This window comes from Microbispora hainanensis (assembly GCF_006874475.1).
Taxonomy (GTDB): domain Bacteria; phylum Actinomycetota; class Actinomycetes; order Streptosporangiales; family Streptosporangiaceae; genus Microbispora; species Microbispora hainanensis.
In genome coordinates this window covers 70,901-84,132 of sequence record NZ_VIRM01000027.1, presented here as the reverse complement: position 1 = coordinate 84,132, position 13,232 = coordinate 70,901, and the positions used below count along the sequence as shown (strand labels likewise).

The 13,232-nt window shown below is 67.9% G+C and carries 10 protein-coding genes; 2 read left to right on the top strand and 8 right to left on the bottom strand.

Annotated features, from left to right (window positions below; genetic code table 11):
* Window positions 1–78 precede the first annotated feature (78 nt).
* Window positions 79–459 (bottom strand): YccF domain-containing protein, encoded by a 381-nt coding sequence (locus FLX08_RS21970; RefSeq protein WP_142620793.1) that lies wholly within the window; start codon window positions 457–459, stop codon window positions 79–81.
* 82 nt (window positions 460–541) lie between these two features.
* Here FLX08_RS21970 and FLX08_RS21965 point away from each other — a divergent pair, with 82 nt between their 5' ends.
* Window positions 542–997, top strand: a complete 456-nt coding sequence (locus tag FLX08_RS21965; protein WP_142620791.1) for a hypothetical protein — start codon at window positions 542–544, stop codon at window positions 995–997.
* 88 nt (window positions 998–1,085) lie between these two features.
* On the opposite strand, the gene FLX08_RS21960 is transcribed toward FLX08_RS21965, so the two are convergent.
* From FLX08_RS21960 to FLX08_RS21930, 7 genes are all read right to left on the bottom strand, one after another.
* Window positions 1,086–2,813: an IlvD/Edd family dehydratase gene (locus FLX08_RS21960; protein WP_208761581.1), complete on the bottom strand. Its 1,728-nt coding sequence runs from the start codon at window positions 2,811–2,813 to the stop codon at window positions 1,086–1,088.
* Between the two features lie 44 nt (window positions 2,814–2,857).
* Window positions 2,858–3,733 carry a carbohydrate ABC transporter permease gene (locus FLX08_RS21955; RefSeq protein ID WP_142620789.1) on the bottom strand — a complete coding sequence of 292 codons (876 nt, stop codon included), beginning with the start codon at window positions 3,731–3,733 and terminating at the stop codon, window positions 2,858–2,860.
* Window positions 3,733–4,608, bottom strand: coding sequence for a carbohydrate ABC transporter permease (locus FLX08_RS21950; RefSeq protein ID WP_208761580.1), 876 nt, complete (start codon window positions 4,606–4,608; stop codon window positions 3,733–3,735). Before FLX08_RS21950 ends, FLX08_RS21955 begins: the two co-directional genes overlap by 1 nt.
* A gap of 145 nt (window positions 4,609–4,753) precedes the next feature.
* On the bottom strand, window positions 4,754–6,160 hold the full coding sequence (locus FLX08_RS21945) for an extracellular solute-binding protein (protein ID WP_142620785.1): 1,407 nt from the start codon (window positions 6,158–6,160) through the stop codon (window positions 4,754–4,756).
* A gap of 196 nt (window positions 6,161–6,356) precedes the next feature.
* Window positions 6,357–8,507 carry an alpha/beta hydrolase gene (locus FLX08_RS21940; protein WP_208761579.1) on the bottom strand — a complete coding sequence of 717 codons (2,151 nt, stop codon included), beginning with the start codon at window positions 8,505–8,507 and terminating at the stop codon, window positions 6,357–6,359.
* A 234-nt stretch (window positions 8,508–8,741) separates the two neighbouring features.
* Window positions 8,742–9,764, bottom strand: coding sequence for a LacI family DNA-binding transcriptional regulator (locus FLX08_RS21935; RefSeq protein ID WP_142620781.1), 1,023 nt, complete (start codon window positions 9,762–9,764; stop codon window positions 8,742–8,744).
* Window positions 9,765–9,858: 94 nt separating this feature from the next.
* Window positions 9,859–12,240 carry a glycoside hydrolase family 3 N-terminal domain-containing protein gene (locus tag FLX08_RS21930; RefSeq protein ID WP_208761578.1) on the bottom strand — a complete coding sequence of 794 codons (2,382 nt, stop codon included), beginning with the start codon at window positions 12,238–12,240 and terminating at the stop codon, window positions 9,859–9,861.
* Window positions 12,241–12,450: 210 nt separating this feature from the next.
* Here FLX08_RS21930 and FLX08_RS21925 point away from each other — a divergent pair, with 210 nt between their 5' ends.
* A complete protein-coding gene (locus FLX08_RS21925; protein WP_244312805.1) occupies window positions 12,451–13,227 on the top strand; it encodes a fumarylacetoacetate hydrolase family protein in 777 nt (258 codons plus the stop codon).
* The last annotated feature ends 5 nt before the right edge of the window (window positions 13,228–13,232 follow it).

Genomic DNA, 13,232 nt, shown 5'->3' with positions numbered 1-13,232 from the left:
ATCCCCTTTGCCGGAAAGCCGTCACCGGCGCGCGAATGTAAGGCCTCTATCTGAACTCAAACTGCCGGTCACGGTCACCTAAGCGCGGCTCACGGGGACGATGTCCTTGCCCAGCGGCATCAGCGAGATCGGGATCATTTTGAGGTTCGCGATCCCCAGCGGGATGCCGATGATCGAGATGAACAGCGGGATGGCGGTGACGACGTGCCCGAGCGCCAGCCAGATCCCGGCGACGAGCAGCCAGATGACGTTGCCGATCGTCGACCACGCGCCGGCGGACGGCTTGTCGGCGACGGTCCGGCCGAACGGCCACAGCGCGTAGCCCGCGATCCGGAACGCCGCGATGCCGAAGGGGATGGTGATGATGAGGACGCAGCAGATGATCCCCGCCGCGACGTAAGCTAACGCGAGCCACAGACCGGCGAAGATCAGCCAGATGACGTTGAGAATGGTCTTCATAGTGCCCACTGTCCCATCTGACCGGCTCGGCCGGTGACCGCCTGACGGTCGAGGACCACGCGTGAGGAGCGACTGAGGACCGGTGTCGCGTTATCGGACGCATGAGCTCTGCGTCGAGATCGGAGAACTGGTGGCCGCCCGAGCGCCCAAGCGCTGGCGCAACGCGGAGGTGCTCCGACGCCAGCTCGGCACCTTCGGCACCACGCTGACCACCTACACGGTGGCCGACGGCTCCGAGCAGACGCAGGACGTGGACGGCCTGGACGAGTTGTTTCACCAGCTCAAGCGGGCCGAATACCAGCCTGGGGAGGGGACCTGGTTCAGGTGCCGGCTTGAATACAGCCGTCGCAGGAGGGCGTACACGGCATCGATGCAGACGTTCGCCAGGGAGTTCCCGTTCGGGGACGACCTTCAGGTGCCCCCGTGGGCCTATGCGGAGGAGCTCACCATGTTCCCCCGCCAGCGGAAGCACACGCCGCCCTGGATGATCCCGCAAGGCCGCGACAACGAAGCCTCCGGCGAGGGCAGTGCCGGCTGACGTGCCGATGTCGAGGTCTGGCCGCCATGAAGCGTGCCGATCCTCGACACCAGCCGTCTCCGCTCGCCACCCGCGATCTGGTGGCCGGTCAGTGGGAGTGACGGGGCGGGGCGCTGCCGCTGCCGCCGACGAGGAAGTCGAGGTCCGCACCCTGGTCGGCCTGCATCACGTGCTCGCTGTAGAGCCGCACCCATCCCCGGGTGGCGGGCGGTTGCGGGGGCCGCCAGGCGGCGCGGCGGCGTTCGAGCTCCGCCTCGTCGACCAGCAGGTCCAGGCTCCGCGCCGGAACGTCGACACGAACCAGGTCGCCCGTGCGGACGAGTGCGAGGGGACCGCCCACGGACGCCTCCGGGGCCACGTGCAGGACGCAGGTGCCGTACCCCGTGCCGCTCATGCGGGCGTCGGAGATCCGGACCATGTCGGTGACCCCCTCCTGGAGCAGCCGCCGCGGCATGGGCATGTTGCCCACCTCGGGGAAGCCGGGGTACCCGCGCGGCCCGGCGTTCTGCACCACGATGACCGTGTCGGCGGTGACGTCCAGGTCCGGGTCGTCGGCCGCGGCGACGTAGTCCTCGATACGGTCGAACACGAGCGCCGGTCCGGTGTGCTGCAGCAGATGGGCCGAGGCGGCGGAGACCTTCAGCACGGCCCCGGACGGCGCGAGCGACCCGCGCAGCACGACGGTGCCCGAGCCGGCGGCCTGGAACGGCTTCTCCATGGTGCCGATGACTTCGCGGTTCCAGCACTGCGCGCCGCTGATGTTGTCGGCCACGCTCTTTCCGCTGACGGTGACGTGGTCCAGGTGCAGCAGGGAGGCGATCTCCTTCATCAGCGCCGGGAGTCCGCCCGCGTACGCGAAGTCCTCCATCAGGTAGGTGCCGGAGGGCATGAGGTTGACCAGCATGGGCACCTCGGCGATGAGCGTGTCGAAGTCCTCCAGCGCCAGGGGGACGCCGAGGCGCCCGGCGATCGCGAGCAGGTGCACCACGGCGTTGGTGGAGCCGCCGATGGCGGCGTTGACCCGGATGGCGTTCTCGAAGGCCTCGCGGGTGAGCACGGTGGACAGCCGCTGGTCCTCCTGCACCATGGCCACGATCCGGCGCCCGGCGGCCTGCGCGAGCGCGTACCGCCGGGAGTCGACCGCCGGAAGGGCCGCGGACCCCGGCAACTGGACGCCCAGCGCCTCGGCGACACAGGCCATCGTGGAGGCGGTCCCCATGGTCATGCAGTGCCCGCGGCTGCGGGACATGCAGATCTCCGCCTCGGCGCAGTCGGCCGCGGTCATCCGGCCGGCCCGCATCTCCTCGGTGAAACGCCACACGTCGGTGCCCGACCCGATGTCCCGGCCGCGGAACTTGCCGTTGAGCATGGGGCCACCGGTGACCATCAGAGTGGGCAGGTCGACGCTGGCCGCGCCCATGAGCAGCCCGGGTGTGGTCTTGTCACAGCCGGACAGCAGCACCACGCCGTCGAGCGGGTTGGCCCGGATGAGCTCCTCCGCCTCCATGGCCAGCAGGTTGCGGTAGAGCATGGTCGTCGGCCGCATCACCGGCTCTCCCAGGCTCATCGCCGGGAACTCGAGCGGCAGGGCTCCGCTCTCCCACACCCCGCGCTTCACCGACTCGGCAAGGTCGCGCAAATGGGCGTTGCACGGCGTCAACTCCGACCATGTGGTGGCGATGCCGATCACGGGGCGGCCGTCGAAGACGTCGTCGGCGAACCCCTGGTTGCGCATCCACGATCGATGGATGAACCCGTTGCGTCCTTCCGCGCCGAACCACTCCTGGCTGCGCAGCGGACGGTTGGTCATCGACATCGGGACACCTCTCTATAAATGCTGATCAATTGGCAGACGACCGGCTATCTCAGGCCTCCGACGGACAGTCCGCCGCGCCAGTGCCGCTGGAGGGTGAAGAAGGCGATGACGAGCGGGATCACCGACACGAGCGCGCCCAGGATGATGAGGCTCCAGAGGGACGTACTGCCCGAATTGTTCGCCGAGGCGATTCCCTGCCAGAGGCCGAGCCCGACGGTGACGGGGAAAAGGCGGTTGTCGGAGAGCATGGCGAGCGGCAGGAAGTAGTTGTTCCAGGACGCCACGGCGGACAGGAGCAGCACCGTGACCACCGCCGGCCGCATCAGCGGGAAGGCGACCTGGAGGAACGTCCGCAGCTCACCCGCGCCGTCGACCTTCGCCGCGTCGAGGATCTCGTCGGGAACGGCGTCGCGCGCGTACACGTGCATCAGATAGACGCCGAACGGGTTGAGCAGCGACGGGAGGATCACCGCCCAGATCGTGTTCGTGAGGCCGAGCCCGGAGAACATCATGAAGGTGGGGATCACCAGGGCGGTCGCGGGCACCATCAACGCGCCGAGCAGGACCGAGAAGCTGAAACGCCGGCCGGCGAACCGATATTTGGCGAATCCGTATCCGGCCATGACGGACAGGATCGTGGCGCCGATCCCGCCCGCGAACGCGTACAGCGTGGAGTTGAGGATCCACCTGCCGTAGATGCCGCCGTCGTAGGTGAACAGTCGCTGGAGGTTGCCGAAGTAGTCGACCTGGTCGGCGAACCACAGGGTGTTGCTCCCGCCGAACAGGCCGGGGGCGTCCTTGGAACTGTTGACGATGACCCACCAGAACGGCACCAGGAAATACACGACCAGGAAGCCGAGGAAGATCTGCAGGGGAAGGTGGCGCTGGGGACGGCGGCGTGCGCCGGCGCTGCCGGTCATCAGAAGAAGCTCCTACGCTTGCGGGTGAAGAACAGGAACGCGTAGACGCAGACGAACACGACCCCGCCGAGCGCGAACGAGATCGCCGATCCGTAGTTGAAGTTCGCGAGCCCGAACGCCTGCTGGTACGCGTACATGTTGGGGGTGAATCCCGGTGCGATCGTTCCGGCCGCCAGATAGCGCAGGATCTGTGGTTCGTTGAAGAACTGCAGGGTGCCGATGAGCGAGAAGACCAGGATCAGGAGTAGCGCGGGGGCGATCAGCGGGATCTTGATCCGGAGCGCGATCTGCCAGGAACTGGCGCCGTCCATGCGGGCGGCCTCGTAGAGCGACGGGTCGATGCCCTGGAGCGCCGCGTACAGAATGATCATGTAGTAACCGGCCCACTGCCAGGTGACGACGTTGATCAGACCGTAGAAGATCAGGTTCTTGCTGAAGAAGTCCGGGGCGGGGGCGCCGAACAGGCCGAAGATGTCGGTGAGCGGCCCGAAGCTCTTGCTGTACAGGAACCCCCACATGACCGCCCCGATGACCGTGGGAATGGCGTACGGGAGGAAGATCATGAGGCGGGAGAACCGGGTGAACAGCGAGATCACGGCGTCCACGATGAGGGCCATCGCGAGCGCGACGAGGATCTGCAGCGGGATGGCCACCAGGGAGAAGCGGACGACGAACCACACCCCGGAGAGGAAGGTCGGGTCGGTGAACGCCTTCACGTAGTTGCCGAGGAAGACGAAACTGGTGCCCCCGATCAGCTTCTTCTGCCAGAGGCTGAGATACAGGGCGTACCCGAGCGGCGCGATGAGCAACGCCAGGAAGACGATCCCGAATGGCCCGACGAAGAGCCACCCCATGAGGTGCTCGCGGAGGCGCACATTTCCGCGGACCTTGCGCGTTTTTTCTTGAGTGCTCGATGCACTCTCCTCGATCAGGAGGGTCATCTTGGGCTCCGAGGGGGTCGATGCTGGGGAGTGGCGGGTGGGCCGGCCGGTCGAGGACGGCGTGGCCCACCCGGGTTGGCTACTTGACGGTGAAACCCTGCTCCTTGGCGTAGTTCACCACGTCTTCCTGGATCCGGTCGGCCGCCTGCGCACCGGTGACGGAGCCGTCGATGACCGCGCTGATCTGCTTCGTCATGGCGTCGAAGTAGTACTGGCCGAACGGCGCGTAGGTCATGCCCGTGTAGGCGTTCGCCGCGGGGACGTAGACCTCCTTGTTCGCCTGCTGGCCGTCGAAGAACTTCACCTTCAGGTTCACGAAGTCGGGGCTGTTGAGCGCCTTCAGGTTCAGCGGGAAGATGATCTGGTTGGTCCAGCCGTCGGTGAGCGACTCGTCGTCCGCGTAGAGGCCGTACGCCACCTTCGCCGCGAGCTCGGGGTTCTTCGCCTGGCTCGTCACGGAGAAGGCCGACCCGCCCCAGTTCACCTGCACCGGGTTGGCGGGATCCCACTGCGGGAGCGGCGCCACCGCCCACTTGCCGGTGTCCTTGCCCTTGCCGACGCCCGCGCCGGTGAGGTAGCCGGGCGCCCAGGCCGCCGAGATGTACGTCGCGTACTTACCGTTGACCACACCGGCGATGTACTCCGGCGTGAACTGGTCCTGCGTCCCGACCAGGCCCTTCTTGGCGAGGTTGCCCCAGTAGTCGAGCACGTCCTTGGACGCCTGGTCGTTCAGCGCGATGCCGATCGTCTCGGGCTGGGTCGGGTCGTAGGAGTACGGAGTCGCGCCCTTCTGGATCTGCAGCGCCATCATGACGGCCGGCACGTTCGCGCCGAGGTCGCCGAACAGCGGGCCCCCGGCGTCCTTCACCTTCTGTGCCGCCTGCTCGTATTCGGCCCACGTCTTCGGCGGCGTGATCTTGTACTTGTCGAAGACGTCCTTCCGGTAGATCATCGCCATCGGGCCGCCGTCGACCGGCACGCCGTAGACCGCGCCGCCGATCGAGACGTCCTTCCACGCGCCTTCGCTGTAGTTCGCCTTCACCGCGTCGAAGCCGTAGTTCTTGATGTCGACGAGCGCCTTCTGGATCTGGAAGGTCGGGATCCGGTCGGCCTCGATCATGATGACGTCGGGCGCGCCGGTGCCCGCCGAGATCGCGGTCTGGAACTTGTCGTACTCGTCACCGCCCTGGCCGACGTTGGTCCAGCAGACCTGCACCTCGTTGTTCTGCTTGTTGAAGTTGTCGACGACGAGTTGCATGTTGGGGTACCAGCCCCAGAAGGTCACGACCGGCAGGTCCTTCTTGGTGATCGTGTTCGTGCAGTTGCTCGCGTTGTTTCCGGCCGCGTTGTTTCCGGCCGTGTCGCTTCCGGTGTTGGTCGCGCTCGCGCTGCTCTGGCTCCCCGCGTCGGGGGAGCAGGCGGCAAGCACGCACGCGGCGGCGAGCGTGGCTGCGGTGGCAAACAGTTTTTTCGTCTTCGTTGACATAACGTCCCCTCCGGGATCACTGCGCACAAGGGTCATGCGCCGCCGCTGCGGCCGGGCGATCGGCCGGAGGACGAGGCGCGGACCCCACGATCCGCGCCCCGCCCTTCGGGCCGACTTCTCATGTGAGCGTTAACATGCCCACGTCCGTGACAACGTCCATCACCGGTGACCCGGTGCCTTTGACGCTATTTGCTGATCAGCGCTTGAACAAGCGTGGTGCCAGGTCGATCAGGTTCTTCTGCCATACGTCCCACCCGTGGGGTCCGGGGGTGATTCCGTCGAACTCGTAGTGGACACCGAGGTCGTTCATCGTGGTCAGCCCCGCCATGAACGACGGGTACACGAAGTCCGTCACGTCGCCGACGTACACACGGAACAGCTTGGTCCCGCTGTTGATCGCCGCCACGTCGACGCCGGCGCCGCCGCCGAACCCGGCCGAGAACGCCCCGATGTAGGCGAACCGGCCCGGATAGGCCTTGAGCACTCCGATCGTCTGTCCACCGCCCATCGAGAGGCCGGCGAGTGCCTGCTGCGACGGGTCGTCGGAGATGTTGTAGTGGGCGCGAGCCGCGGGAACGATGTTCTCCAGCAGCTCCTTGTTGAAGTTGGACACGTTGCCGTTGCCCATCACGACCACCATCGGCACCAGGTCGCCGTCGAGGAACTGGTGGTCGAGGATCTGCTTGGCCCGGCCCATCTCCACCCAGTCGGTGTAGCTCTGGCCACTGCCGTGCTGGAGGTAGAAGACCGGGTACGGCTCCGCGCGGTCAGGGTCGTAACCGGGCGGCGTCCACACCAGCGCGGTCCTGTCCTGGTTCGCCACGTTGCTGTGGTAGGTCAGGCTCTCGACCTTTCCGCCCTGACCGGCGGGAACGTCGGAGAGCAGACGCGACCTCTCACCGGGAACGAGGAAGGTGCTCCACGCCGGTTCGGAGGTCACCTTCGTCGGGTTCGACGCGTCCTTGACCGCGACCCGATCCACGATCAGCCGGTAGTAGTAGAACCACGGGTCCAGCGGGCCCACGGTCGTCCGCCACCGGTCGCCTTCACGGGACATCGGGAGACGCAGCCAGCTCCCGCCGGGAGCCACGTTGGCCCACACGGTGACGTGCTGCGCGTCCGTGAAGTCGGTCGTGGTCTCGAAGGTGACGAAACCGTCCTCGCTCAGGAACGGCGTCGGGGTCGTGCCCGCCGCCGGCGGGTGGAACTCGCCCTTCAGCGGCCCGTGACCGGCGCTCGGACCGTGATCCGACACGTTGTGGAACAGCCGCGGCACGAAATCGATCAGATTCTCCTGCCAGGCGTTCCAGTTCGCCCCGGCGTCGGGATTGACGCCGTCGAACTCATACCTGATGCCGGCGCGGTCCAGCGCCTTGGTCAGGCGTACGGTCGCGTTGTAGGCCGGGTCGGTCACGTTCCCGGTGTACAGACGCGCCAGTTTGACCTCGCGGTTGACCGCCTTCGCGTCCGCCCCGGCGACGCCGTCCTCCAGAAGGCCGGAGAACGAGCCGGCATAGGCGAACTGAGCCGGCCCGGTCAGTGCGGCACGCAGCGCCTGCGTCCCGCCCTCGCCCACACCCGCGATCGCCTGGTGCGCCGGGTCGCGCAGGACGTTGTATCTGTCCCCGACCGCCTTGCGCAGGTCCTTCAGATCCTTGTCGCCGGCCGTCCCCTCACCGTCGCTGATCACGACCACCATCGGCTCCGCGGAGCCCTGGATCGAGAGGTTGTCGAGGATCTGCCTGGCCCGGCCGAGGTCGAGCCAGTCGGTGGCGCTCCTGTCGCCGGACTGCAGATACAGCACCGGGTAGCCCTTGGGATCCCTGGGTCCGGGACCCCCGGGACCCTGCTCCTTCGGGCCGGGCCCCTTGACCTGGTAGCCCGGCGGCGTCCAGACCAGCGCCGTCCGCTCCTTCTTCTTCACCTCGTAGGTCAGGGTCTCGACCTTGCCGCCCTGTCCCTGAGGCGCGTCCGCCAGGAGGCGCGCGGAGTCGCCCGCGACGAGGAAGGTGCTCCTCAGGGGCGCGGAGGTCACGCTGTTGGCGTTCGTCGGATCCTTGAGACCCTTCGTGTCGTCACCCGTGACCTGGTAGGAGTACAGCCCCGGCTTGAGCGGGCCGAGGACTCCGGACCAGACGTCGCCGCGGCGGGTGAGCCCGAACTCCGCCCAGGTGAAGGAGGGACCGAAGTTCCCCTCGATGACCACCTGCGACACCTGGCCCGCGTTGGCCTGCACGTAGGCCGCCGGGACGCTGAACGACGCATAGCCGTCCTCGGACAGGTCCAGCCAGGGGGTGTCCGCCGCCGCCGGCAGCGGCGGTGCGAGCGACACCGCCGCCATCGCCATGACTCCGGCGGCGATGGCCGCGGAGAGCCGTCGTACGCCCGTGGGGCGTAAGCTGCCGTGATACGGTAAATTCATACTGAGCACTCCTAGGATGGCTGGCTGCGGATGGGGTCCGATCGGCCAGCCGTAATCGTCTGCGGATGTGCGCTGGTTGGTTTATGTACCTCCGTTCGTAGGGGGGTGCCTTTCATCTGCGACGTCAGCGGCAACTGACGTCGCAGATGAGGGTCTGTGTCATGGTCTCGTCACGGCCCTCACCGGGGCGGTGGAGCCACGGACCAGCAGGCGCGTCGGCAGCAGGATCTGGCGGGGGCCTTCCCACTCACCGGTCACCAGTGATTTGAGCATGTGCGCGGCCTCGTGCCCGAGCCGGTACATCGACTGGTCCACGGTGGTCAGCCTCGGCTCCGCCAACGCCGACTCCGGGATGTTGTCGAACCCGACCACCGACAGGTCGCCGGGGACGTCGAGCCCCATCTCCTTCGCGACCTCCAGCACCTTCAGCGCCATCCCGTCGCTGGCCGCGAAGATCGCCGTCGGCCGGTCCGGCCTTTCGAGCAGGGCGCGAGCCAGCGGGGCCGCGGACTCGGGGTTGAAATCCCCTCGTCCGATCAACGCCGGATCCACCGGAATGCCGGCCTCGGCCAGCGCCTTGCGGTATCCCTCCTCACGCGACCACGCCGCCGCCAGGCTGGAACGGCCCGCGATGAAGCCGATACGCCGATGGCCCAGGCCGAGCAGGTGCTCGACCGCCGTGGTCGCGCCCGTGAGGTTGTCCGCGGTCACCGACGGCACCGCCGAGTCCCTGACCGGATCGATGACCACGATCGGAGTGCTGGCCCGCACCTCGCCCCAGGGCGTGACCACGATGCACCCGTCCGTGAGGGTGCCCGACAGACGGGTCAGATGCCGCTGCTCCCAGCCCTCCGAGTAGGTGCCGTAGACGTCGCTGTTCGCGTAGATGATCAGGTCGAAGCCCGACTGGGTCAACGCGTCCATCACGCCCTTGAGCACCTCGGCCGTGTAGGACTGGAAGCGGTGCGTCACCAGACCGAGGACGTTGGTGCGGGTGCGCCGCAGGCTCGCCGCCACGAGGCTCGACTCGTAGCCCAGCCGCTCGATGGCCGAACGAACCTGCGCGATGGTGCTGGCACTGACGCCGTAACGTCCGTTGACCACGCGCGACACGGTCGCGGTGGAGACGCCCGCCAGTCGTGCGACATCGCTCATCGTCACCGGCGCACCGCCCTCGGCCATGCCGCCCTCTCCGCATTGCAATCGTTATCGGTTACGTTTCCGGCCTTTAACGTAAGCGACACCGATAGCAAACACAAGGCCTGTCGGCGTCTTGTTACAACGACCGTACGCCCTTTAGAGCGCGCCCCAAATAGGCCGGGCCGCCCCCCGTGATCGTGAACGTGCCGGCGTGGGTGTGGCCGTCGGAGGAGAAGCCGACATACACCTCGATATGTCCGTCTTCTACCGTGTAGTTCATGTTCCGGTCGTAGAAGCCGAGCCGGTCTGTGGGCAGGTCGAAACGGACGGTCGTTCGCTCCCCGGCGCCGGCGGACACGCGGGCGAAGCCCTTCAGCTCCAGCACGGGCCGGGTGACCGACGCCTGCGGGTCGCGTATGTAGAGCTGGACGACCTCCTCGCCGGCCCGGTCGCCGGTGTTGGCCACGGTGACCTCCACCGTGACGCCGTCCCCCGCCGTGACCTCCGTGCGGTCGAGCGTGGCCCGTTCGACCACGAACGGGGCGTACCCGAGCCCGTGGCCGAAGCGGTATCGCGGGCTGACGGGCGAGTCGACGTAGTCACCGTGCCAGTGCGACCGCCCTCCGGACACCTTGTGCCCATAGAAGACGGGGATCTGGCCGACGCTGCGCGGATAGGAGATGGGCAGTTTCCCGCTCGGGTTCACCTCGCCGAGCAGAACCTCGGCGATCGCCCTCGCCCCGGTCTGCCCGGGCAGCCAGGCCAGCAGCACCGCGGCGCAGTTCTCGTGCAGGAAGTCGCCGCCGACGGGCCGGCCCGCGACGAGCACCGCCACCACCGGGGTGCCGGTGGCGACGACGGCACGCACCAGGTCCTCCTGGACACCGGGCAGTTCCAGGCTGGACCGGTCACGCGACTCCCCCGTCGTGGCCTCGGTCGTCAATCCCGAGCGATCCCCCAGGACGAGCACCGCGACGTCGGCCGCCGCGGCGGCCGCGACCGCCTCGGCGAAACCGTCCCTCGACGTGCCGACCACGTCGCACCCGCGCGCGTACCGCAGCCGGTCGCCCAGGCGGGCCGCGAGCTCGTCGCGCACTGTCGGCACCCCGTCGGTGCTCTCCTCGATCTCGAGGTCGTCCGGGATCGTCATCGTCTGGCCGAGCAGGCCCTTCCGCTCCCGCGCCTGCATCAGCGACTCGACGTGCGCGGCGAAGGAGTAGTCGCCGAGCAGGTGCCGCGCGTCGTCCGCGTTCGGGCCGATGAGCGCGACCGTTCCCGCCTCCGTTCCCGCGTCCGTTCCCGTGCCCGGCCGCAGCGGCAGCATGGCGTCGTTCTTGAGCAGGACGAGGCTGCGGCGGGCGATCTCCAGCGCCACCTCCCGGTGCGGCGCGGCGTCGACCGTCACCGCCGCCTCGTCGACGTAGGGGTTCTCGAACAGGCCGAGCTCGAACTTGTGCCGCAGAACCCGTGAGACCGCCTGGTCCAGCTCCGCTTCACCGGCCTCGCCCTGGTCGAGGGCCTGGGTCAGCGCGGCCCCGTACGCGTCCGTCGCCGGAAGCTCGACGTCGACGCCCGCGGTGAGCGCCAGCACCGCGGCCTGCCGCTTGTCCCCTGCGAAGTGGTGATACGAGTGGAGATCGTCTACGGCGAAGTAGTCCGACACGACGGTCCCTTCGAAACCCCACTCGCCGCGCAGGACGTCGCCGAGCAGCTCGCCGTTGCCATGGCAGGGAATGCCGTCCAGCTCGTGATAACCGGCCATCACCGACTGGAGACCCGCCTCGCGGACGGCCGCCTCGAACGGGTGCAGATACACCTCCCGCAGCAGACGGGGCGGCAGGTGCGCCGGCGCCCAGTTCAGCCCGCCCTCGGACGCTCCGTAACCGACGAAGTGCTTGGCCGTCGCGATGACGCCCTCGGTCAGCGAGGCGCCCTGAAGGCCCCGGACGAACGCCACGCCCATGCGGGCCACCAGGTGGGGGTCCTCCCCGTAGGTCTCCTCGGTGCGGCCCCACCGCGGGTCACGCACCACGTCGAGCACCGGCGAGAGCCCCTGATGGCTGCCCATCGCGCGCATCTGCGCACGTACGGCGTCCGCCAGCCGCCGGTTGAGCTCCGGTTCCCAGGTGCTCGCGACCCCGATGGCCTGAGGGAAGATGGTCGCCTCCCGCGCCATCACCCCGGAGCACACCTCCTCGTGCACGATCGCCGGGATCCCCAGCCGGGTCTCCGTCACCAGGAATCGCTGGATCTCGTTGGCGACCCGCGCGACCTGCGCCGCCTTGAGGTTCGTGGCTCCCGCGACACGGGTCACGTGGCCCAGGCCGTGGCGGAGGACCGGGCGCGCCCGCTCCGCCGAGAATCGGCCTCCCTCGATCAGGGAGAACGCCCAGACGCTCCCCAACTGCGCGAGCTTCTCCTCCCGGGTCATCCGACCCAGCAGATCCGCCACGCGCTCGCCCACCGGCACGACCGGATCGGTGTACGCCGCTCCGGATTCCCGCCTCACCGTGGTCACCCGCTCACCTCGATCACTCTCGTGGTCTTACTCTCGCAAACGTAATCGATAACGATTACAATCACACCGTCACCGATCTTGTTCGCTTTGTCCAGATTTTCGAAGGCGAGGATTCGCGTGCACATCGTTCGATACAGGAGTGACAGCGATTCCCAACCACGCGTCGCCGTACTGAACGAGGGTGTCCTGTCCCCTCTCCCGGTCGCCGGCGTGTCCGAGCTGCTGAGCCACCGGATCGAGGAGATCGAACGGATGTGCGCCGACGCCGTCCCCGATCGCTCGCTCGGTGACGTACGTCTGCTCGCCCCCGCGGACGGCGCCATGGAGGTGTGGGCCGCGGGCGTGACCTACCTGCGCTCCCGGGACGCGCGGGTGGAAGAGAGCAGTCTCAAATCGGTCTACGAGCTGGTCTACGACGCCGAGCGGCCCGAGCTGTTCTTCAAGTCGCCCGCCTGGCGGGTCGTCGTGGACGGCGAACCCGTGGGCATCCGCTCCGACTCGGAGCTCAACGTTCCCGAGCCCGAGCTGGCCCTCGTCGTCAACCGCTTCGAGGAGATCGTCGGCTACGTCGTCTGCAACGACATGAGCTCGCGCTCCGTGGAGGGTGAGAACCCCCTCTACCTACCGCAGGCCAAGGTGTACGCCGGAGCGTGCGCCCTCTCCCCCGGCATCAGACCCGCATGGGAGGTCGATCCCTCCGACCTCGCCATCCGGCTGACGATCACCCGCGAGGGCGAGGTCGTCTGGAACGGCACGACCTCGACGAAGCAGATCCGGCGCCCGTTCGCCCAGCTGACCGCCTACCTCTTCCACTCCGAGAACCATCCCCACGGGGCCGTTCTCGCCACCGGGACCGGCGTCGTGCCCGATCTCGACTTCCTGTTGCAGGCGGGCGACGTGATCACCGTGACGATCGACGAGATCGGCGAACTCCGCAATCCGGTTGTCGTGGGCAAGGACCACTTCACGTTTCTCACGGCCCCGTGACGCGG